A 21,982-nucleotide genomic window follows, 5' to 3' on the forward strand; every position below is an offset into this window, starting at 1 on the left:
CGAGTATGTACGGGAAACCGTTACACCGCCTGAGTCCTGACGAAGGCGAGGACTTGAGCATGGGATCCACCTCAGATGTCGGCCGTCGCGATCTGATCAAGCGCTCGGCGGCGCTCGGATTGATCTCCGTGCCCGCGATGAGCGCGCTGTCCGCCTGTGCCAGTGGCGGTGACGACGACGCCAAGAAGGTCGACAAGGGCAAGAAGAGCGCCAAGAACCCGCTCGCGGTCAATGAGAGCGCCGCGCTCGACGTCGTCATCTTCGACGGCGGTTTCGGGCAGCAGTACGCCAAGGACGCCGAGGCGGAGTACGCCGCGGCCTTCCCGAAGACCAAGGGCAAGGTCAAGCACGCGGCCACCCAGAAGATCCAGACCGTGCTCCAGCCGCGCTTCAACGGCGGCACCCCGCCGGACCTGGTCGACAACTCCGGCGCCGAGCAGATGGACATGGGCACCCTGGTCGGCAAGAACCAGCTGACCGACCTCACCCCGCTGCTGGACGCGCCCTCCCTCGACGACCCCAACAAGACGGTGCGCGAGACGCTGCGCCCCGGTGTCGTGGAGATGGGCCAGTTCGACGGCAAGCCGGTGTGGATCCTCTACTACGCCTACACCGTCTACGGCGTCTGGTACTCCAAGAGCAATCTCGCCAAGCTCGACATGGAGTACCCCGAGACCTGGGACGACATGCTCAAGGTCTGCGAGGCGGCGAAGAAGAAGGGGATCGCGGGCTGGACCTACCCCGGCAAGTACCCCTACTACCTGCCGTTCAGCCTCTACCCCTTCATCGCCAAGATCGGCGGCCGGGACGTCCTGGACTCGATCGACAACCTGGAGCCGAACGCCTGGAAGCACCCGGCCGTCAAGGCCGCCTTCGAGGCGTACTACGAGCTCTACAAGAAGGGCTACATCCTCAAGGGCACCCCCGGTCTGACCCACATCGAGTCCCAGACCGCGTGGAACCAGGGCAAGGCGCTGTTCATCCCCAACGGCTCCTGGGTGGAGAACGAGGCGAAGAAGACCACGCCCAAGGACTTCCAGATGGCGGTGGCCGCGCCCTCCAGCCTCGACAAGAGCGACAAGCTGCCGTTCGGCACCCTCTGGGCCTCCGGCGGTGAGCCCTTCATCGTCCCGAAGTCGGCCAAGAACCCCCAGGGCGGCATGGAGCTGCTGCGGATCATGCTCGGTGAGAAGTCCACCAAGAACTTCATCAAGCAGGTCTCCTCGCTCTCCTCGCTCAACGGCGGCACCGAGGGCCTCAGCCTGCCGCCGGGCCTGGCCTCGGCGCAGGAGGCGCTGACCAAGGCGGGCAAGAACGTGGTCAACCCGCGGCTCCAGGACTGGTACGTGACGCTGCAGAAGCAGCAGATCGGCGTCGGCGCGCTCGGCGAGATGATGGCGGGCCGGATGACCCCCGCCGAGACGATCAAGAAGTGCCAGAAGTTCGCCGATGAAACGGCCAAGGACGACGCCGTCAAGAAGTACAAGCACGTCTGATGCAGCGCGACGCGTCACCGGCGGCATTATCCGTAGGGGAAGACCGAGGTCGGTAGAAATGCAGCATGGGAAGTACCGGTTCATCGCGGGGTTCCTGGCCCTGCCGGTGATCCTTTACGCGGTCTTCGTGATCTCGCCATTCGTCCAGGCCATCTACTACTCCTTCACGGACTGGACCGGGCTGAGCTCCGACTTCAAGATGGTCGGGTTCAAGAACTACAACTGGCTGCTGCACGACGACCTCTTCTGGAAAGCGGTCGGGCACAATGTCGTGCTGCTGCTGGTGGTGCCGCTGGTGACGCTCGGCCTCGGGCTCTTCTTCGCCTTCATGCTCAATGTGGGCGGCCGGGGGAGGAAGAACTCGGCGATCTCCGGGGTGCGCGGGTCGAGCCTGTACAAGGTGATCTACTTCTTTCCGCAGGTGCTGTCGATCGCGATCGTCGCCCTGCTGTTCCAGTTCACCTACAACCCGCGCAACGGCGCGATCAACGCCTTCCTCGGCGGAATCGGCCTGGATTCGCTCCAGCAGGGCTGGCTGTCCGATCCGAAGCTGGCGCTGTGGTGCCTGATGGCGGTGATGGTCTGGAGCAACGTCGGCTTCTACGTCGTCCTCTTCTCCGCCGGGATGAGCTCCATCCCGAAGGACTTCTACGAGGCGGCGCTGCTCGACGGGGCCAACCGGATCAAGACCTTCTTCAAGATCACCCTGCCGCTGCTGTGGGACACGGTCCAGACCGGCTGGATCTATATGGGCATCATCGCGCTCGACGCGTTCGCCGTGGTGCAGATCATGACCGTGGGGCCGGGCGGCCCCGCCGACTCCACACAGGTCATGGGCTACTACGTCTACACCAAGACCTTCCACGACGGGCAGGCCGGACGGGCCACCACGATCGGCGTCGCGATGCTCATCGTCACCCTGATCTTCGCGGTCATCGTGACCAGGCTCGGCCGGCGCGAGCGGCTGGAGTACTGATGCCGATCACACCGACCGCACCCGGCCACCGCCGCCCGACCGCCGATCTGGGGGTACCACAGTGACCTCGCACGCAGAGCCCTCGGAACTCCCGGGCGTCACCAAGGAGGACGAGGCGCCGCCCGCCGGGCCCGTCCGCAAGCAGCCGCCGCCGGGCTTCACCCCCGAGGGCCGGCTCGGCAGCGAGGGCAAGGTCCTCAACGTCTTCTCGCACGGCATCCTGGTGGTCTGGGGGCTGCTCGTCACCCTGCCCCTGCTGTGGGCGGTGATGAGCTCCCTCAAGACCGACAAGCAGATCTTCACCTCGCCCTGGGGACTCCCCTCCGCCCTGCACTTCGACAACTGGACCCGGGCCTGGAGCAAGTCGAACATCGGCGACTTCTTCCTCAATACGATCCTGGTCGTGGGCTGCTCCCTGATCGGCACGATGCTGCTCGGCTCGATGGCGGCATACATCCTGGCTCGCTTTGAATTCCCGGGAAAGCGATTCATCTATTTCATGTTCGTCGGCGGGATGAGCTTTCCCATCATCCTGGCGCTGGTGCCGCTGTTCTTCGTGATGAAGAACATGAGCCTGCTCAACACCTTCCATGGGCTCATTCTGGTCTATATCGCCTATTCGCTGCCGTTCACGGTCTTCTTCCTCACCTCGTTCTTCAAGACGCTGCCGTCCTCGGTCGCGGAGGCGGCCCTGATCGACGGGGCCTCCCATACCCGTACGTTCTTCCAGGTCATGCTGCCGATGGCGAAGCCCGGCCTGATCAGCGTCGGGATCTTCAACTTCCTCGGCCAGTGGAACCAGTACATGCTGCCCACGGTGCTCAACACCGATGAGGACAAACGGGTGCTCACCCAGGGGCTTGTGCAGCTCGCGGCCAGCCAGCAGTACAAGGGCGACTGGTCCGCGCTTTTCGCCGGTCTGGTGCTGGCGATGCTTCCGGTGCTGGGCGTCTACATCCTCTTCCAGCGGCAGGTCCAGGCGGGCCTGACCGCGGGCGCGCTCAAATAGGGGCAGCCGGAGAGCGCTTTTCACGGCCCCGTCCTTTCCGTCGCGCGGAAAGGACGGGGCCGTGTGCTGTGGGCCGCCCCGGGGATTTTGTTCCGCCGCGCCGGTCGTACGCTGGCGGGATATCGCCACGCTGCCGCGGACCCGTCGGGAGACGGGCGGGAGGTATCCGGAGGTGCCCGGGAGCCATCCGGAGGCGGGCGGGAGATATCAGGAGGTGGACCGGAGATATCAGAAGGTGCCGCCGGGCGTCCCGGGACGGTCAGGGACTTGACGTGGGACAACCGTGGCGGCTCAGCTTAGAGTTCACATGTTGGAGACACCGCTGGGCCTCACTGCTGCGGCCCGGCCGGCGGAGCGGCCGTCGTGCCGCCCGCGAAGGCGGGAGTGGATGGGCGTGGAGACTCCGGGATCGCAGTCGTCGCTGCACCGGGCCAATCTCGAGCGGGTGGTCCGTGCGGTGCGGATGGCGGGCTCGCTGACCCAGGCGGAGATCGCCCGGTCCACCGGGCTGTCCGCCGCCACCGTCTCCAACATCGTGCGTGAGCTCAAGGACGGCGGAACGGTCGAGGTCACCCCCACCTCGGCGGGCGGCCGCCGGGCGCGCAGCGTCTCGCTCAGCGGCGACGCGGGCATCGTCGTAGGGGTGGATTTCGGCCATACGCATCTGCGCGTCGCCATCGGCAACCTCGCCCATCAGGTACTGGCCGAGGAGGCCGAGCCGCTGGATGTGGACGCCTCCTCCTCACAGGGCCTGGACCGGGCGGAGCAGCTGGTCAGCAGGCTGATCACGGCCAGCGGACTCAGCCAGGACAAGGTGGTCGGCGTCGGCCTCGGGGTGCCCGCGCCGATCGATGTGGAGACCGGCACGCTGGGCTCGACCGCGATCCTGCCGGGCTGGGCGGGCACCAATCCGCGCGATGACCTGGCCCAGCGGCTCGGGGTGCCGGTGCACGTGGACAACGACGCCAACCTCGGCGCCCTCGGCGAGCTGGTCTGGGGCTCCGGCCGCGGGGTCGCCGACCTCGCGTACATCAAGGTCGCCGACGGTGTCGGCGCGGGGCTGGTGATCAGCGGGAAGATCTACCGCGGCCCCGGCGGTACGGCGGGCGAGATCGGCCATATCACCCTCGACGAGTCGGGCCCGGTGTGCCGCTGCGGCAACCGCGGCTGTCTGGAGACCTTCACCGCGGCCCGCTATGTGCTGCCGCTGCTGCAATCCAGCCATGGCGCGGACCTCACCGTGGAGCGCATGGTGCAGCTGGCCCGCGAGGGCGACCCCGGCTGCCGGCGGGTGATCGGGGACGTCGGCCGGCACATCGGCAGCGGGGTGGCCAACCTCTGCAATCTGATCAATCCGAGCCGGATGGTGCTGGGCGGTCAGCTCGCCGAGGCGGGGGAGCTGGTGCTGGGCCCGATCCGGGAGTCGGTCGCGCGGTACGCGATCCCCAGCGCGGCCCATCAGCTGTCGGTGATGCCCGGGGCGCTCGGCGGCCGGGCCGAGGTGCTGGGCGCCCTGGCGCTGGTGCTCAGCGAGATGGGAGATTCGACGCTGCTGGACGGTGCGCTCTCGGCGGGGGCTCCGGCCCTCACCTGACCGCCGGATCGCGGCCGTTGGCTCCGGTCTTGCCTGAGCGGCTTTGTCCGGTCACGCTCCGTCTATCCGGCCTGTCCGGCTGCGTTCACTCAGATAACGAATGGCACCGTTGCCATCTCGTTAAGGATTTACTTCTTGACGCCATGCGGGCGGCCGAGTTGACTTCCAGCCACCTCGGCCGCAATGACGCGGCCTCGTCAGGGAGGTCACCCCCAAATGAACGCAACGATGCGTCGCGTCGCTCTTGCTGCTTCTGTCGTGTCGATGACCGTAGCCCTCGCCGCTTGTGGTTCGGCGAAGGAGGCCGACAGCGACAAGAAGGATCAGAAGAAGAAGACCGGTCCGCTCACGATCGGGCTCTTGCTGCCCGAGGACCAGACGGCCAGATACGAGAACTTCGACCGGCCGTACATCACCAAGAAGATCAAGGCGCTCTGCGCGGACTGCAAGATCCTTTACGTCAACGCCAAGTCGGATACGTCGGTTCAGCAGCAGCAGGTCGACTCGATGATCACCAAGAAGGTCGACGCGATCATCCTCGACTCGGTGGACTCCAAGTCCATCGCCAGCTCGGTCAAGAAGGCCGACGAGGACGGTATCCCGGTCGTCGCCTACGACCGGCTGGCCGAGGGCCCGGTCTCCGCGTACACCTCGTTCGACAACGAGACGGTCGGCAAGGTCCAGGGCCAGGCGCTGCTCGAGGCGCTGGGCGACAAGGCCAAGAGCGGCAAGGTCGTCATGCTCAACGGCTGGGAGGCCGACCCCAACGCCGCCCTGTTCAAGAAGGGCGCGATGTCCGTCCTCAAGGGCAAGGTGAACGTCGGCAAGTCGTACGACATCGACCGCTGGCTCGCGGACAAGGCCAACGAGGCCATGACGGGCGCCATCTCCTCGCTCGGCAAGAAGAACATCATCGGCGTCTACTCGGCCAACGACAGCATGGCGGGCGGCGCGATCACCGCGCTCAAGAGCGGCGGCTTCAACCCGCTGCCCCCGGTCACCGGCCAGGACGCCGAACTCGAGGGTGTGCGCCGGGTCGTCACCGGCGAGCAGTACATGAGCGTCTACAAGTCCTACCTGGACGAGGCCGCCGCCGCCGCGGAGATGGCCATCGCGCTCGGCCGCGGCGAGAAGGTCAACGAGTCCAACACGGTCGACAGCCCGACCACCAAGGACATCCCGGCCACGCTGATCACCCCGATCTCGCTGACCAAGAAGAACATCAAGGACACCGTCGTCAAGGACGGGAACTACACGGTCGCCCAGATCTGCACCGCCAAGTACAAGGCGGCGTGCGACGAGGCCGGTCTGAAGTAGCGGCGCGGGGCCGTCCGTCCCTCGCGGACGGCCCGCCCGCCCCTGACACACCCCCCAACCGAGGGGAGAGCGCGCTCTCCCCTCCGTCACACAGCAGGGATCTCCCTGCCCGGAACGGAGCTGGCCATCGTGCCGAACGGACCCGTGTTGGCGTTGCGCGGGATCTCCAAGCGGTTCGGCGCCGTCCAGGCGCTCACCGACATCGATCTGGAGGTCCACGCCGGTGAAGTCGTCGCCCTGGTGGGCGACAACGGCGCAGGCAAGTCGACCCTCGTCAAGACCATCGCCGGAGTCGGCCCCGCCGACGAAGGCGTCATCGAGTGGCAGGGCAAGTCCGTCCAGGTCACCCGGCCGCACGACGCCCAGGGGCTGGGCATCGCGACGGTGTACCAGGACCTCGCCCTCTGCGACAACATCGACGTCGTCGGCAACCTCTTCCTCGGCCGCGAGATCCTGCGCGCCGGGGTGCTCGACGAGGTCGAGATGGAGCGGCGCTCCCGCGAGTTGCTGCAGACCCTGTCGATCCGCATCCCCAGTGTGCGGATCCCGATCGCCTCGCTCTCGGGTGGCCAGCGGCAGACCGTCGCCATCGCCCGTTCGATGCTCGGCGAGCCCAAGCTGGTGATCCTGGACGAGCCGACCGCCGCCCTCGGTGTCGAGCAGACCGCGCAGGTCCTCGACCTGGTCGAGCGGCTGCGCGACCGCGGCCTGGCCGTCATTCTCATCAGCCACAACATGGCCGACGTCAAGGCCGTCGCGGACCGCGTCGCGGTGCTGCGGCTGGGCCGTAACAACGGCATCTTCGATGTGAAGACCACCTCTCAGGAAGAGATCATTTCCGCCATCACCGGCGCCACGGACAACGCCGTGACCCGCCGCAAGGCGCGTAGCGGGGAGGTCGCGAAGTGACCACGAACGTCGACAAGACCAACGGCGGCCCGTCGAACGGCGGCAACAAGGCGAGCGGCCCGGCCGACGTCAACCCCGTGGCCAAGGACGCGGTCACCGTCGTCGACCCCCGGCTGCTGGTCCGTCAGGAGGGGTTCAAGGGCTATCTGACGGAGTTCGGCCGGAAGATGCGCAGCGGCGATCTGGGCGCGGTCCCGGTCATCGTCGGCATCGCCATCATCTGGGCGGTCTTCCAGTGGAAGGACAGCGCCTTCCTCTCGCCCAAGAACCTCTCCGACCTCTCGATCCTGCTCGGCGGCACCGGCATGATCTCGGTCGGGATCGTCTTCGTGCTGCTGCTCGGTGAGATCGACCTGTCCGTCGGCTCGCTCAGCGGTCTGGCCGCGGCCACGTTGGCGGTGCTCAACGTCAACGAGGGCGTGCCCGAGGGGATCGCGGTGCTCGCCGCGCTCGCCAGCGGCGCGGTGCTCGGCGCGCTGCACGGCTTCTTCTTCGCCAAGATAGGCGTCCCGGCCTTCGTGGTGACCCTGGCCGGTCTGCTGGCCTGGAACGGTCTGATGCTCCAGGTGCTCGGCACCACCGGCACCATCAGCATCGCGGACGACAGCTTCGTGCGGGATCTCACCGCCCACTACTTCAGCCAGCTCATCGCCGCGTACGGGGTGGCCGCGCTGGCGACGGCGGGCTTCTTCCTCGCCCAGTTCCTGGACAGCAGGCGCCGTAAGGCGGTCGGCGTGCCCTCGCGGCCGCTGAGCGAGATCCTGGTCCGCACCGGCGTGCTCGCGTTGATCGCCTTCACCGCGGCCTGGCGGCTGAACGAGTACAAGGGCCTGCCCCTGGCCCTGGTGATCTTCGTGGCGGTCCTGGTGATCCTCGACTTCGTGGTCCGGCGCACCGCCTACGGCCGCAAGGTGATCGCCCTGGGCGGCAGCGTCGAGGCGGCCCGCCGTGCGGGCATCAACGTCGTCGCCATCCGGATCTCGGTCTACTCGCTGGCCGGGCTGATGGCCGCCTTCGGCGGCATCATGATCGCCTCCCGGATCGGCTCCGCCAGTCAGCAGGCCGGCACCGGCAACCTGCTGATGGAGGCCATCGCGGCCGCGGTCATCGGTGGCACCAGCCTCTTCGGTGGCCGGGGCTCGGTCTGGTCGGCGCTGCTCGGCATGCTGGTCATCGGCTCGATCTCGTCGGGGATGAACCTGCTGGGCGTCGCGAACTCCGTCCAGTACATGATCACCGGTGGCGTGCTGCTGGCCGCCGTCGTCATCGACTCGGTGTCGCGCAGGACACAACGGTCCGCGGGTCGCGGCTGACCCGCACGTCCCACCCGGCTGCCCGGTGCCTCCTCGGAGGCGCCGGGCAGCTGTCTGAAAAGAACACGCGTGACGGACATCGCATGGGGGAGGTCTGCGCCGGAGGGCGGAACATTAGACTCGGGCGGACCGGCAAGCTCCATGGAGACGCTCGAAGCAAGGAGGCACGGGTGCTGCTGACCCGCATCACGGGACCGCGCGATCTGGACCGGCTCACTCCGGAGGAGCTGGACCAGCTGGCCGCGGAGATCCGCTCCTTCCTCGTCGACGCCGTCTCCAAGACCGGTGGCCATCTCGGCCCCAATCTCGGCGTGGTGGAGCTGACCATCGCCCTGCACCGGGTCTTCGAGTCGCCCCGGGACAAGGTGCTGCTGGACACCGGGCACCAGTCCTACGTCCACAAGCTGCTCACCGGCCGCCAGGACTTCTCCAAGCTCAAGAGCAAGGGTGGTTTGTCCGGTTATCCCTCGCGGTCCGAGTCCGAGCACGACGTCATCGAGAACAGCCACGCCTCGACCGTCCTCGGCTGGGCCGAGGGCCTCGCCAAGGCCAATGAGCTGCTCGGCAAGCAGGACCACGTGGTCGCCGTGATCGGCGACGGCGCGCTGACCGGCGGTATGGCCTGGGAGGCGCTCAACAACATCGCCGCCGCCAAGAACCGCCCGCTGGTCATCGTCGTCAACGACAACGAGCGTTCCTACGGCCCGACCATCGGCGGCCTGGCCAACCACCTCGCCACCCTCCGCACCACCGACGGCTATGAGCGCTTCCTGGCCCGCGGCAAGGACCTGCTGGAGCGCACCCCGGTCGTCGGCAGGCCGCTGTACGAGACGCTGCACGGGGCCAAGAAGGGGCTGAAGGACTTCATCACCCCGCAGGGCATGTTCGAGGATCTGGGGCTGAAGTACGTCGGCCCGATCAACGGCCATGACATCGAGGCGCTGGAGTCGGCCCTGCAGCGGGCGAAGCGTTTCGGCGGCCCGGTCATCGTGCACTGCCTCACCGAGAAGGGCCGCGGCTACCAGCCCGCCCTCCAGGACGAGGCGGACCGCTTCCACGCCGTCGGCAAGATCCACCCGGACACCGGGCTGCCGATCTCGGCCTCCGGCGCCGACTGGACCTCGGTCTTCGGCGAGGAGATGGTCAAGCTCGGCGAGGAGCGCGAGGACATCGTCGCGATCACGGCGGCCATGCTGCACCCGGTGGGGCTCACCGAGTTCGCCAAGCGCTTCCCGGAGCGGGTCTACGACGTGGGCATCGCCGAGCAGCACGCGGCCGTCTCGGCGGCCGGGCTCGCCACCGGCGGGCTCCACCCGGTCTTCGCCGTCTACGCCACCTTCCTCAACCGCGCCTTCGACCAGGTCCTGATGGATGTGGCCCTGCACAAGTGCGGGGTGACCTTCGTGCTGGACCGCGCCGGTATCACCGGCACCGACGGGGCCTCGCACAACGGCATGTGGGACATGTCGCTGCTGCAGGTCGTCCCGGGTCTGCGGATCGCCGCCCCGCGCGACGCCGACCAGGTCCGCGCCCAGCTTCGCGAGGCCGTTCAGGTGGAGGACGCGCCGACCGTGGTGCGCTACTCCAAGGGCGCGGTGGGCCCGGCGGTCGCGGCCGTCGGCAGGATCGGCGGCATGGACGTGCTGCGGGAGCCCGCGGCGGCCGACCGTGAGCGGCCCGATGTGCTGCTGGTCTCGGTGGGCGCGCTGGCCCCGATGTGTCTGGAGGTCGCCGACCTTCTCGACAAACAGGGCATTTCCGCTACGGTGGTCGACCCCCGCTGGGTCAAGCCGGTCGACGAGGAGCTGCCCGCCCTCGCCGAGCGCCACCGCGTCGTCGTCACCGTCGAGGACAACAGCCGGGTCGGCGGTGTGGGCTCCGCCGTGGCCCAGGCGCTGCGCGACTCCGGCGTCGACATGCCGGTGCGCGACTTCGGCATCCCGCCGCGCTTCCTCGACCATGCCTCCCGTAAGGAGGTCATGGCGGAGATCGGGCTGACCGCACCGGACATCGCCCGGCAGGTCACCGGGCTGGTCTCCAGGATCGGTGGCCGCTACGGGAGCGAGTCCGCGGACGCGGGCTCCCGGAGTGCCGATGTGACCCGGTCGACGACGGCCGAGCCGGTGCGCGACTGAGCCACCGGGCCGCCGCCCCCTTTCCGCCGCCTGGGCCGGTCGGAGCTTCCTGCTCCGACCGGCCCAGCGCGCGTCCCCCGGGCCCGCCCCCATCGGGTGAATCGGCCGGGGCTTCGGGTGTGCGCACCTCCCTCCCGCCCGGTTGGCAGAACCATGGGCGGCCACGGGGCACGGGCAGGCGTGGAGGTGGCATCGGTGAGCGAGCGGGAACCCGAAGGCCGCTCCGGCGGCGGCACTGATGGCGATGGCAGCCGTAAGGCTCGTCCGGACTATCTGCGGACGAAGTCGATCGAACAGTCCATCAAGGACACCGAGGAGCCCGAGCACGCCCTGACCCGGTCGCTGTCCGCCCTGGACCTCACCGTCTTCGGCGTCGGCGTGATCATCGGGACCGGCATCTTCGTCCTCACCGGGGCCGTCGCCAAGGAACAGGCGGGCCCCGCGACCGCCCTCGCCTTCGTCGTCGCGGGCATCGTCTGCGCCCTGGCCGCGCTCTGCTACGCCGAGTTCGCCTCGACCGTGCCGGTGGCCGGGTCCGCGTACACCTTCTCGTACGCCTCGCTGGGCGAGCTGCCCGCCTGGACCATCGGCTGGGACCTGGTGCTGGAGTTCGCGCTCGGCACCGCCGTGGTCGCGGTCGGCTGGGCCGGCTACATCCGCTCGCTGCTGGCCAACGGGGGCTGGGAACTGCCCGCCGCCCTGTCCGGGCCCGACGCGGCGCACGGCTTCTCCTTCGACGTACTCGCCGCCGCGCTGGTGCTGGCGCTCACCGTGATCCTGGTCCTCGGGATGAAGCTGTCGGCGCGGGTCACCTCGGTGGTGGTCGGGGTGAAGGTGACGGTGGTGCTGCTGGTCATCATCGCGGGCTCCTTCTTCATCGACCCGGCCAACTACCGTCCCTTCGTCCCCGAGCCCAAGGGCACGATCTCGGGCTCGGGACTCACCGCCCCGCTGATCCAGCTGATGTTCGGCTACGAGCCGACGACCTTCGGCGTCGAAGGCATCTTCACCGCCGCCGCCGTGGTCTTCTTCGCCTTCATCGGCTTCGATGTGGTGGCGACCGCGGCGGAGGAGACCAGAAACCCCCAACGGGACATGCCCCGGGGCATCCTCGGCTCGCTCCTCATCTGCACCGTGCTCTACGTCGCCGTGTCGATCGTGGTCACCGGGATGCAGAAGTACACCCGGCTGACGGTGGACGCCCCGCTCGCCGACGCCTTCAAGGCCACCGGACACCCCTTCTACGCGGGCGTCATCAGCTTCGGCGCCGCGGTCGGGCTCACCACCGTGTGCATGATCCTGCTGCTCGGCCAGAGCCGGGTGTTCTTCGCCATGAGCCGGGACGGGCTGCTGCCCAGGGTCTTCTCCCGGGTGCACCCGCGCTTCGGCACGCCCTACCGCTCGACGATCCTGCTCGGCACGCTCATCGCCGTCGTCGCCGGGTTCACCAGCATCTCCCAGCTGGCGGCCCTGGTGAACATCGGCACCCTCTTCGCCTTCGCCGTGGTCGCGCTCGGCGTGCTGATCCTCCGCGGCACCCGGCCCGATCTGCCCCGCGCCTTCCGTACGCCCTGGGTGCCGGTGCTGCCGATCGTGTCGGTGGCCGCCTCGCTGTGGCTGATGCTCAATCTGCCCGCCGAGACCTGGCTGCGGTTCGCGGTGTGGATGGCCATCGGCTTCATCGTCTACTTCCTGTACGGGCGCCGCCACAGCCGGGTGACCGAGGTGGGGACGCGTACGGAGCAGGGCCCGCGAGGAGCTGTCTGACCCGGCCTAGGACGAGCGGTCAGGGCGGACCGACCGGGGGCCCGTCACCTGTGCGCCCAGCGCGGTGACCCGCGCCCGCAGCTCCTGGTCCGCCGTCACCACCAAGCAGGGGCGGCCCTCCTCGCGGGCCGCCACCACCCGCACGATGTGGTCGTCGCCGCTGCCCGGCGCGCTCTCCACCCGTACGCCCTCCACCGGCTCGATGCCCCGCGCGGCGCCCTCGACCACCATCACGATGTCCACCGGAGGGCGGGTGGCCCAGCCGGGCACCCCCGGGCGGTCGGGGAGCCCGGTCCCGGCCAGGACGGCCAGCCGGTCGCGGAGCCGCTCGGCGGCGCCGCGGCGGTCACGCCACCAGCCGTCGGGGACCGAACCGATCACGTTGGCGGCATCGACGACCACAAGTCCATCCATAGTCCAGGCAAATTACTATGGACATCGTTCGATCAGGTGGACCAGCTCGGGGAAGGTTGGCAGCGGGCCATGGCGTTGCGGTTGCTCCGCGGCAAGGACGACAGGCTCACAGCCTATGCACTGGTGGCAGGCGGTGTGGCGCGCTGGACGGAAGACCGGCCCGGAGGGCCGGGGTGGACGGGCCCCTGGCTGATCGAGGCCCCCGGCCTGGTCAGCCTGACCGTCGCTCAGAGCGCGGAGGGGTACGCGCATCTGGTGGGGCTTCGGCGCCGCCCGGGCGGCGCGGGCGAGCCGGCGCGCGTGGACGTCGTCCACGCCACCCAGTTCCAGACCGGCCGCCCGCTGACGGCGTGGCACTCGCTGGGCAACCCGCATCCAAAAGACGCCCGTAAGGCCGAGCGGACCGGCTCGCCCGCCATGGCGGTGGACTCCTCCGGCGCCCTGCGCGTCTTCGTCCGCAACGCCGGGGGCGGGGTGAGCGCGCGGCGGCAGGACCCCAAGGGCACCTGGGAGCGCTGGACCGACTGGAAGGGCACCCACGTGCTGGGCGGCCTGTCGGCGGCCGCGACCGCCGACGGCCGGCTCGAACTGCTCGCACCGGCCGGTAAGGGCGCCGCGCTGCGCTGGTACCAGCCCAAGCCCGGCGCCGCCCCGAAGCGGGGCGAGGACGTCCCCGCCGACGCCCGGCCGGATTCGGCGGTCGTGGTGGAGACCAGCCCCGGCACCCTCACCCACTACTGGCGCGACGCCGGCAGCGGTGAGCTTATGGCCTGGCGGCCGGACGCCCCGGCCCCCGCGCCGCTGGGCGGGTCGACGGGCACCGGCCCGGTCGCCGCGGTGCGCGCCGTGGTGGACGGTCATGACTGCACCGTCCTGGTCCACCAGGACGGCGGGCGGCTGGCGGTCGCCGCCCACCCCAGCGAGGACGAGGCGGCGGGGGTGTGGTGGACGCCCTCGGGCGAGCAGGGCGCCCACACCCCGGCACTGGCGCTGGACGGCCAGGGCCGGGTGGTGCTGGCCGCGCTGGGACTGGACGGACGGCTCCTGGTGGCCCGTCAGAAGACCGACGAGGCCGGGCTGGCCCTGAGGGCCTGGAGCCGCGTGGGAAGCGGCTGAGCGGCCCGCGGGCCCCGCTGAAGGGCCGGAAACGGCGCGAGCGCCGGGCGGGACCGATTCCTCGGCCCGCCCGGCGCTCGGCCGGACCCTGTCGCGTTACGCCGGGACGCTCGCCACGCCCGGGGCCAGGAACGCCTTCCCGTTCACCCGCTCCGAGACGCCCTCGCGGTCCAGGTACGGCGTGATGCCGCCCAGGTGGAAGGGCCAGCCCGCACCGGTGATCAGGCACAGGTCGATGTCCTGCGCCTCGGCGACGATGCCCTCCTCGAGCATCAGGCCGATCTCCTGCGCGACGGCGTCCAGCACCCGGGTGCGCACCTGCTCCTCGGTGAGGACGGTGTCGCCCTGCTGGAGCAGCGCGGCGACCTCCGGGTCCAGCTCCGGCTTACCGGAGTCGTGGACGTAGAAGCCGCGCTTGCCCGCCTCGACCACGCGCCGGAGGTTCTCCGAGACCGTGAAGCGGTCCGGGAACGCCCCGTGCAGCGTCTCGGAGACGTGCAGACCGATCGCCGGGCCGACCAGCTCCAGCAGCACCAGCGGGGACATCGGCAGGCCCAGCGGCTCGATGGCGCGCTCGGCGGCGTCGACCGGGGTGCCCTCGTCGATGACGTTCTGGATCTCGCCCATGAAGCGGGTCAGGATCCGGTTGACCACGAACGCCGGGGCGTCCTTGACCAGGACGGCGGTCTTCTTCAGCTTCTTGGCCACGCCGAAGGCGGTGGCCAGCGCCGCGTCGTCGGTCTTCTCACCGCGGACGATCTCCAGCAGCGGCAGGATCGCGACCGGGTTGAAGAAGTGGAAGCCCACGACCCGCTCGGGGTGCTTGAGCTGGGACGCCATCTCGGACACCGACAGCGAGGAGGTGTTGGTGGCGAGGATGGCGTGCTCCGGCACGACCGCCTCGACCTCGGCGAACACCTTCTGCTTGACGCCCATCTCCTCGAAGACGGCCTCGATGACGAAGTCCGCGTCGCCGAAGGCGGCGGCCTTGTCCAGCGAACCGGTCACCGCGGCCTTGAGGCGATTGGCCTTGTCCTGGTTGATCCGGCCCTTGAGCAGCAGCTTGTCGATCTCGCCGTGGACATAGCCCACGCCCTTGTCGACCCGCTCCTGGTCGATGTCGGTCAGGACGACCGGCACCTCCAGCCGCCGCACGAACAGCAGCGCAAGCTGCGAGGCCATCAGACCCGCGCCCACGACGCCCACCTTGGAGACCGGGCGCGCCAGCGACTTGTCCGGGGCGCCGGCCGGGCGCTTGCCGCGCTTCTGCACCAGGTTGAAGGCGTAGATGCCGCTGCGCAGCTCGCTGCCCATGATCAGGTCGGCGAGCGCCTTCTCCTCGGCCTCGTAGCCACGGGCGAGGTCACCGTTGCGCGCGGCGTCGATGATCTCCAGCGCGCGGTAGGCGGCCGGGGCCGCCCCGTGCACCTTGCCGTCGGCGATGGCGCGGCCGCGCACCACGGCCTCGTGCCAGGCGTCGCCGCGGTCGATCTCCGGCCGTACGACCTCGATCTCGCCCTTGAGGACGGAGGCGGTCCAGATCAGCGACTGCTCCAGGAAGTCCGCGCCCTCGAAGATCGCGTCCGCGATCCCGAGGTCATAGACCTGCTCGCCCTTGAGCTGCTTGTTCTGGTTGAGCGAGTTCTCGATGATGACCGAGACCGCGCGGTCGGCGCCGATCAGGTTCGGCAGCAGGGTGCAGCCGCCCCAGCCGGGGACCAGGCCCAGGAACACCTCGGGCAGCGAGAAGGCCGGCAGCGCCGCGGAGACGGTGCGGTAGGAACAGTGCAGCCCGACCTCGACCCCGCCGCCCATCGCCGCGCCGTTGTAGTACGCGAAGGTGGGCACGGCGAGCGCGGAGAGCCGCTTGAAGACGTCATGGCCGCCCTTGCCGATGGCCAGCGCGTCCTCATGGCGCTTCAGCAGCTCCACGCCCTTGAGGTCGGCGCCCACGGCGAAGATGAACGGCTTGCCGGTGATGCCCACACCGGTGATCGTGCCGTCCGCCGCCTCCTTCTCGACCTGGTCGATCGCCGTGTTGAGGTGGGCGAGCGAGGCCGGGCCGAAGGTGGTGGGCTTGGTGTGGTCCAGGCCGTTGTCCAGCGTGATGAGCGCGAAGCGGCCCGCGCCCAGGGGGAGATCGAGGTGGCGGACGTGCGCCTGCGTCACGACCTCGCCCGGGAACAGCTCTGCCGCCCCCTTGAGAAGCTCTGCGGTGTTGGTCACTTGTTCCCCTCGAAGTGCGGGTTCTCCCAGATCACGGTGCCACCCATGCCGAAGCCGATGCACATCGTGGTGATGCCGTAGCGGACCTCCGGCTGCTCCTCGAACTGCCGCGCCAGCTGCGTCATCAGCCGGACACCGGAGGAGGCCAGCGGATGGCCGAAGGCGATGGCGCCGCCGTACTGGTTGACGCGCTCATCGTCGTCCGCGATGCCGTAGTGGTCCAGGAACGACAGGACCTGGACGGCGAACGCCTCGTTGATCTCGAACAGGCCGATGTCCTCGATCGACAGACCGGCCTTGGCGAGCGCCTTCTTGGTCGCCGGGACCGGGCCGTAGCCCATCACCTCGGGCTCGACGCCCGCGAAGGCGAAGGAGACCAGGCGCATCCGCACCGGCAGGCCCAGCTCCCGGGCGAAGTCCTCGGAGGCGACCAGCGAGGCGGTGGCGCCGTCGTTGAGCCCCGCGGAGTTACCGGCGGTGATCCGGCCGTGCGGGCGGAAGGGGGTCTTCAGCGAGGCCAGGCCCTCCAGCGTGGTGCCCGGGCGCATCGGCTCGTCGGCGGTCGCCAGGCCCCAGCCCAGCTCGCCGCCCTCGGGGGAGGTGCGGCGCACCGAGACCGGCACCAGGTCCTGCTGGATCTTGCCGTTGGCGTACGCCTTGGCGGCCTTCTCCTGGCTGCGCACCGCGAACTCGTCGGCGCGCGCCTTGGTGATGTGCGGCAGCCGGTCGTGCAGGTTCTCCGCCGTCATGCCCATGAACAGGGCCGACTCGTCGACCAGCTTCTCCGAGACGAAGCGGGGGTTGGGGTCGACCGCCTCGCCCATGGGGTGGCGGCCCATGTGCTCGACGCCGCCCGCGATGACGGCGTCATAGGCGCCGAAGGCGATGGATCCCGCGGTGGTCGTCACGGCCGTCATCGCACCGGCACACATCCGGTCGATGGCGTAGCCGGGGACCGACTGGGGCAGCCCGGCCAGGATGCCCGCGGTGCGGCCGATGGTCAGGCCCTGGTCGCCGATCTGCGTCGTCGCGGCGATGGCCACCTCGTCGATGCGCTCCGGCGGCAGATCCGGGTTGCGGCGCAGCAGCTCCCGGATGCACTTGACGACCATGTCGTCGGCGCGGGTCTCATGGTAAATGCCCTTCGGGCCCGCCTTGCCGAATGGGGTCCGGACGCCGTCGACGAAGACGACGTCCCTAGCGGTACGAGGCACGTTGGCTCTCCTCCAGGTGCGGGATGGCACTGCTGCGGGCACGCCCGGGGCGCGCCTCACCACCTCATGCTACTTATGAGTAACCAAGCTGCCCAGTCCTCACGACCGGAGGGTTGAAGGTCACAGCCGTGGACCGGCGGCAACCGCCGCCGGTCCACGCGCGTCACATCAGGCCGGGGTCGCCAGCAAGGCGGCCGCGAGCACCGGGGTCACCTGGTCGATCTGCCAGGGACGGGCACCGTGACCTGCGAGAACGGAAGCGACCGCGTCCGTCGTCGGCTCGGCGGGCGGCTCCCAGCACAGCCGCCGGACGGTGTCCGGGGCGATCAGGTTCTCCTGCGGAAGATTCAGCCCTTCGGCCAGTTGGGTGACGGCCGCACGCGCCGCGGAGAGCCGTGCCGCCGCGGCCGGGTCCTTGTCGGCCCAGGCCCGCGGCGGGGGCGGACCGGCCACCGGCTGGCCCGGCTGCGGGAGGTCGGCCTCCGGCAGCTCCCGCGCCCGGTCCACGGCGGCCTGCCACTGCTCAAGCTGGCGCCGGTTCATCCGGTGGCCGAAACCGCTCAGCGCGGCCAGCGCCCGCACGTTCGCGGGCAGGGCCAGCGCGGCCTCGACGATGGCCGCGTCGCCCAGCACCTTGCCCGGCGAGACATCGCGGCGCTGGGCGATCCGGTCCCGGGCCGTCCACAGCTCGCGCACCACGGCCATCTGCCGGCGCCGCCGGACCTTGTGCATCCCCGACGTCCGCCGCCAGGGGTCCTTGCGCGGCGGGGCGGGCGGGGCCGCGGCGATGGCCGCGAACTCCTGGTGCGCCCACTCCAGCTTGCTCTGCCGCTCCAGCTCCTCCTCCAGCGCGTCGCGGAGGTCGACCAGCAGCTCGACATCGAGCGCGGCGTAGTGCAGCCAGGGGTCGGGCAGCGGGCGGGTGGACCAGTCGACGGCGGAGTGCCCCTTCTCCAGGGCGTATCCGAGGATGTTCTCGACCATGGCGCCGAGCCCCACCCGGGCGAATCCGGCCAGCCGGCCCGCGAGTTCGGTGTCGAAGATCCGGGTGGGGATCATGCCTATGTCACGCAGACAGGGCAGATCCTGGGTCGCGGCGTGCAGGACCCATTCGGCGTCGGCGATCGCGGCGCCCAGACCCGAGAGGTCGGGGCAGCCGACGGGGTCGATCAGTGCGGTCCCCGCTCCGGCCCGGCGCAGCTGGACCAGATAGGCCCGCTGTCCGTAGCGGTAGCCGGAGGCGCGCTCGGCGTCGACGGCCACCGGGCCGTGGCCCGCGGCGAAGGTCGCGATGACCTCGGCGAGCGCGTCCGCGTCGGCGGTGACGGGCGGGATGCCCTCGCGCGGCTCCAGCAAGGGGACCGGCGCCGGGGGGAGGTCGTCCGGAGGAGCGCCCCCGGTGGTTCGCAGTGTCGTCTCTGCTGCGGTCTCTTGGGCGTCGGTCACCTGTCAAGGGTAGCTGTGTGCGGCGAGTACGCAGGGCGCCCGTCGACGGAACGTTCCGTCGACGGGCGCGGGGGCGGTGGGGAGAGGCGCGACGGCCGGGCGGTCGATACGGCTCAGTGGATGATCCCGGTGCGCAGTGCGACCGCGACCATGCCGGCCCGGTCCCCGGTGCCCAGCTTGCGGGCGATCCGGGCGAGGTGACTCTTGACGGTCAGGGCGGACAGGCCCATCGAGACGCCGATGGCCTTGTTGGACTGGCCCTCCGCAACCAGCCTCAGCACCTCGACCTCGCGGCCCGACAGCTCCCGGTAGCCGCCGGGGTGGCCGGGGGCGCCCGGCGGGCGGCGGTGCATCCGGGCGGCGGCGCCGAGCGGGGCGGTGCCGGGACGGCCCGGGATGCCGAGGTTGGTGCGGGTGCCGGTGACGACATAGCCCTTGACGCCGCCGGCCAGCGCGTTCCTTACGGCGCCGATGTCATCGGCGGCGGACAGGGCCAGCCCATTGGGCCAGCCCGCGGCGCGGGTCTCGGAGAGCAGGGTGAGGCCGGAGCCGTCGGGAAGGTGGACATCGGCGACGCAGATGTCGCGCGGATTGCCGATGCGGGGACGGGCCTCGGCGATGGACGACGCCTCGATGACGTCGCGCACTCCGAGGGCCCAGAGATGGCGGGTGACGGTGGAACGTACGCGGGGGTCGGCGACGACGACCATGGCCGTCGGCTTGTTCGGGCGGTAGGCGACCAGGCTGGACGGTTGCTCGAGGAGAACAGACACCAGGCCTCCTGGGGAGTTGTGGGACGGGTCACCACGTCCTTCGGCACCGATACGGCCTGGCTTTAGGGAATGATCACGATTTGGTGAGTAACAATTCGGGCAATTAGGACGACTGATCGATCACGGGTGCACTTTTTCAGGGCTCGGTCCGCCTCCGGGGCGCAAAAGCCTCCCCCAGCTACCGCTGGGAAGTGCCCTCTGCCGGAAGGCCCAAGGAGCCGGATACGTCGCGGTGCCCATCGGCTTACTCGGTTGCCGCAGGGAAGTGGCCCGGGCCAGAAGACCCGGGCCACCTTGTGCGCTTCGGTGCCCTTGGGGCTTGGCTGGTTGCCCCTTGACGGATCAGCGGGCCTGAGGACCCCGCCGTTGGGGCAGCGACACGACCCCCGCCTCCGCCGCCCCCGCCGGGGGCAGCCCGGCGATCTGGCACAGAAGGTCGCACCAGGCGGCCAGATGTCCCGCGGTGTCCGGCACGCCCAGCGGTTCGCCCGCGCCCTCTTCCGCGGGCTCCGGGCGCCGTGGGCCGGGGCGGGCCGGTTCGGGGGCCGGGTGGGCGGCCGGGGTCCACGAGGCGCGGATCTCGATCCGGGTCGACGGCTCCCGTGCGCCCATCGCGCCGAAGTAGTGCGAGCTCGCCCGGGTGACCGTGCCGCTCGGCTCCCCGTAAGGCAGACCGCGGGCCTCCAGCGCGCCGGTGAGCCAGGACCAGCACACCTCCGGCAGCAGCGGATCCGCCGCGATCTCCGGCTCCAGGTCCGCGTGGACCAGGGTCACCAGACGGAAGGTGCCGCGCCAGGAGTCGTGTCCGGCCGGGTCGTGCAGCAGGATCAGCCGCCCCTCGGCCAGCTCCTCGTCGTCCGACGCGCCGGTGACCACCGCCTCCAGCGCGTACGAGTAGGGTGCGAGCCGACGCGGGGGTGGGGTCGGATCGAGCTCCACCTCGGGCCGTACCCGCACACCGCACAGCGCGGCGACGGCATGCCGGAAGGCGGGAGGGGTGTCCTCACCGCCTGCTTCCGTGCCGTCAGGGCCGTCAGCACCGTTCGAGAGGTGTCCTTGAACCGCTGCCATGCCCGGAAGACTAGGCGCAGTGAGGGCCCTAACCGGGGAGGAACACCCGGGTTGGCGGGTCACTCGTTCGGCCCGTGCGAAGATTTGGGGCATGAGCGCCAATGAGCGGCCCTCGGGCCAGCAGCAGACCGGCCGCGCCGCGGCTCGTGCCACAGCCGATTCGGCCTTTCTGCGGGCCTGCCGCCGGGAGCCGGTGCCTCATACGCCGGTGTGGTTCATGCGGCAGGCGGGGCGCTCGCTTCCGGAGTACCGCAAGCTGCGTGAGGGCACCGCGATGCTCGAGTCCTGTATGCGGCCCGACCTGGTCACCGAGATCACCCTGCAGCCGGTGCGCCGGCACCGGGTGGACGCGGCCATCTACTTCAGCGACATCGTCGTGCCGCTCAAGGCCATCGGCATCGACCTCGACATCAAGCCCGGAGTCGGGCCCGTCGTCGAGCGGCCGATCCGTACCCGCGCCGATCTGGAGCGGCTGCGTCCGCTCGATCCGGACGATGTGAAGTACGTCACCGAGGCCATCGGGGCGCTCGTCGGCGAGCTCGGCGCGACCCCGCTCATCGGCTTCGCGGGCGCCCCCTTCACGCTCGCCAGCTATCTGGTCGAGGGCGGCCCCTCGCGCAACCACGAGCACACCAAGGCGCTCATGTACGGCGACCCGGCGCTGTGGGCCGCGCTGCTCGACCGGCTCGCCGACATCACCGCCGCCTTCCTCAAGGTCCAGATCGAGGCGGGCGCCTCGGCCGTCCAGCTCTTCGACTCCTGGGTGGGCGCCCTCGCCCCCGCCGACTACCGCCGCAGCGTGCTGCCCGCCTCCACGAAGGTCTTCGACGCCGTCGCCGGATACGGAGTGCCGCGCATCCACTTCGGCGTGGGCACCGGTGAGTTGCTCGGGCTGCTCGGCGAGGCGGGCGCGGATGTCGTCGGCGTCGACTGGCGGGTGCCGTTGCACGAGGCCGCCCGGCGGGTCGGCCCCGGCAAGGCGCTCCAGGGCAATCTCGACCCCGCCGTGCTCTTCGCCCCGCGTACGGCCGTCGAGGCCAAGGCGGAGGAGGTGCTGGAGGCCGCCCAGGGGCTGGAGGGCCACATCTTCAACCTCGGCCACGGCGTGCTGCCCAGCACCGACCCGGACGCGCTGACCCGTCTCGTGGAGTATGTGCACACAAGGAGCGCATCGCGCGCACCTTCTGTGAAGGTCTGAACCAAGCG

Annotated in this window: 17 protein-coding genes; 11 read left to right on the forward strand and 6 right to left on the reverse strand. The window is 70.1% G+C overall.

The window, feature by feature from the left end; translation table 11 throughout:
* Positions 1 to 59: 59 nt before the first annotated feature.
* The 9 genes from ngcE (at position 60) to BLV72_RS26515 (ending at position 12,516) form a co-directional block, all read left to right on the forward strand.
* Entirely contained in the window at positions 60 to 1,496 is a 1,437-nt protein-coding gene (gene ngcE, locus BLV72_RS26475; protein WP_093465323.1) for an N-acetylglucosamine/diacetylchitobiose ABC transporter substrate-binding protein, read from the forward strand.
* Positions 1,497 to 1,554: 58 nt separating this feature from the next.
* The gene (locus BLV72_RS26480; protein WP_093465324.1) at positions 1,555 to 2,472 is read left to right on the forward strand and encodes a carbohydrate ABC transporter permease; all 918 of its coding nucleotides are present in this window, start codon (positions 1,555 to 1,557) and stop codon (positions 2,470 to 2,472) included.
* A gap of 61 nt (positions 2,473 to 2,533) precedes the next feature.
* A complete protein-coding gene (locus BLV72_RS26485; RefSeq protein ID WP_093465326.1) occupies positions 2,534 to 3,481 on the forward strand; it encodes a carbohydrate ABC transporter permease in 948 nt (315 codons plus the stop codon).
* A gap of 394 nt (positions 3,482 to 3,875) precedes the next feature.
* A complete protein-coding gene (locus tag BLV72_RS26490) occupies positions 3,876 to 5,075 on the forward strand; it encodes an ROK family transcriptional regulator (RefSeq protein WP_093470552.1) in 1,200 nt (399 codons plus the stop codon).
* Positions 5,076 to 5,291: 216 nt separating this feature from the next.
* On the forward strand, positions 5,292 to 6,392 hold the full coding sequence (locus BLV72_RS26495) for a substrate-binding domain-containing protein (protein WP_093465327.1): 1,101 nt from the start codon (positions 5,292 to 5,294) through the stop codon (positions 6,390 to 6,392).
* Positions 6,393 to 6,521: 129 nt separating this feature from the next.
* On the forward strand, positions 6,522 to 7,301 hold the full coding sequence (locus BLV72_RS26500) for an ATP-binding cassette domain-containing protein (protein ID WP_079059090.1): 780 nt from the start codon (positions 6,522 to 6,524) through the stop codon (positions 7,299 to 7,301).
* A complete protein-coding gene (locus BLV72_RS26505; RefSeq protein ID WP_059141709.1) occupies positions 7,298 to 8,614 on the forward strand; it encodes a sugar ABC transporter permease in 1,317 nt (438 codons plus the stop codon). Before BLV72_RS26500 ends, BLV72_RS26505 begins: the two co-directional genes overlap by 4 nt.
* Positions 8,615 to 8,784: 170 nt before the next feature.
* Positions 8,785 to 10,749 carry a 1-deoxy-D-xylulose-5-phosphate synthase gene (dxs, locus tag BLV72_RS26510; RefSeq protein ID WP_093465329.1) on the forward strand — a complete coding sequence of 655 codons (1,965 nt, stop codon included), beginning with the start codon at positions 8,785 to 8,787 and terminating at the stop codon, positions 10,747 to 10,749.
* A 273-nt stretch (positions 10,750 to 11,022) separates the two neighbouring features.
* Entirely contained in the window at positions 11,023 to 12,516 is a 1,494-nt protein-coding gene (locus BLV72_RS26515; protein ID WP_093470553.1) for an amino acid permease, read from the forward strand.
* Between the two features lie 6 nt (positions 12,517 to 12,522).
* Here BLV72_RS26515 and BLV72_RS26520 read toward each other — a convergent pair whose 3' ends face one another.
* Complete coding sequence (locus tag BLV72_RS26520) at positions 12,523 to 12,930, reverse strand: PIN domain-containing protein (RefSeq protein ID WP_093465331.1); 408 nt, start codon at positions 12,928 to 12,930, stop codon at positions 12,523 to 12,525.
* Between the two features lie 36 nt (positions 12,931 to 12,966).
* Here BLV72_RS26520 and BLV72_RS26525 point away from each other — a divergent pair, with 36 nt between their 5' ends.
* Complete coding sequence (locus BLV72_RS26525; RefSeq protein WP_244320971.1) at positions 12,967 to 14,046, forward strand: PLL family lectin; 1,080 nt, start codon at positions 12,967 to 12,969, stop codon at positions 14,044 to 14,046.
* Between the two features lie 96 nt (positions 14,047 to 14,142).
* Here the strand turns inward: BLV72_RS26525 and BLV72_RS26530 are convergent, their stop codons facing one another.
* From BLV72_RS26530 to BLV72_RS26550, 5 genes are all read right to left on the reverse strand, one after another.
* Positions 14,143 to 16,272: a 3-hydroxyacyl-CoA dehydrogenase NAD-binding domain-containing protein gene (locus tag BLV72_RS26530; protein ID WP_093465334.1), complete on the reverse strand. Its 2,130-nt coding sequence runs from the start codon at positions 16,270 to 16,272 to the stop codon at positions 14,143 to 14,145.
* Entirely contained in the window at positions 16,269 to 17,486 is a 1,218-nt protein-coding gene (locus BLV72_RS26535) for a thiolase family protein (RefSeq protein WP_093465335.1), read from the reverse strand. The genes BLV72_RS26530 and BLV72_RS26535 overlap by 4 nt, the downstream gene beginning before the upstream one ends.
* 168 nt (positions 17,487 to 17,654) lie before the next feature.
* Positions 17,655 to 18,932, reverse strand: a complete 1,278-nt coding sequence (locus BLV72_RS26540; protein WP_059141715.1) for an HRDC domain-containing protein — start codon at positions 18,930 to 18,932, stop codon at positions 17,655 to 17,657.
* A gap of 113 nt (positions 18,933 to 19,045) precedes the next feature.
* On the reverse strand, positions 19,046 to 19,705 hold the full coding sequence (locus tag BLV72_RS26545) for a response regulator transcription factor (protein ID WP_014055528.1): 660 nt from the start codon (positions 19,703 to 19,705) through the stop codon (positions 19,046 to 19,048).
* 342 nt (positions 19,706 to 20,047) lie between these two features.
* A complete protein-coding gene (locus tag BLV72_RS26550) occupies positions 20,048 to 20,776 on the reverse strand; it encodes a DUF3000 domain-containing protein (protein ID WP_093465337.1) in 729 nt (242 codons plus the stop codon).
* Positions 20,777 to 20,867: 91 nt separating this feature from the next.
* Here BLV72_RS26550 and hemE point away from each other — a divergent pair, with 91 nt between their 5' ends.
* Positions 20,868 to 21,974: a uroporphyrinogen decarboxylase gene (gene hemE, locus BLV72_RS26555; protein WP_093465338.1), complete on the forward strand. Its 1,107-nt coding sequence runs from the start codon at positions 20,868 to 20,870 to the stop codon at positions 21,972 to 21,974.
* Positions 21,975 to 21,982 lie beyond the last annotated feature (8 nt).

It is taken from the genome of Streptomyces melanosporofaciens (assembly GCF_900105695.1).
GTDB lineage: Bacteria > Actinomycetota > Actinomycetes > Streptomycetales > Streptomycetaceae > Streptomyces > Streptomyces antimycoticus.

Bases quoted from the DNA above. Each gene is read 5' to 3' on its own strand.
- BLV72_RS26520 (WP_093465331.1), bottom strand. From the start codon at position 12,930: ATGGATGGACTTGTGGTCGTCGATGCCGCCAACGTGATCGGTTCGGTC.
- ngcE (WP_093465323.1), top strand. From the start codon at position 60: ATGGGATCCACCTCAGATGTCGGCCGTCGCGATCTGATCAAGCGCTCG.
- hemE (WP_093465338.1), top strand. From the start codon at position 20,868: ATGAGCGCCAATGAGCGGCCCTCGGGCCAGCAGCAGACCGGCCGCGCC.
- BLV72_RS26550 (WP_093465337.1), bottom strand. From the start codon at position 20,776: ATGGCAGCGGTTCAAGGACACCTCTCGAACGGTGCTGACGGCCCTGAC.
- BLV72_RS26495 (WP_093465327.1), top strand. From the start codon at position 5,292: ATGAACGCAACGATGCGTCGCGTCGCTCTTGCTGCTTCTGTCGTGTCG.
- BLV72_RS26480 (WP_093465324.1), top strand. From the start codon at position 1,555: ATGCAGCATGGGAAGTACCGGTTCATCGCGGGGTTCCTGGCCCTGCCG.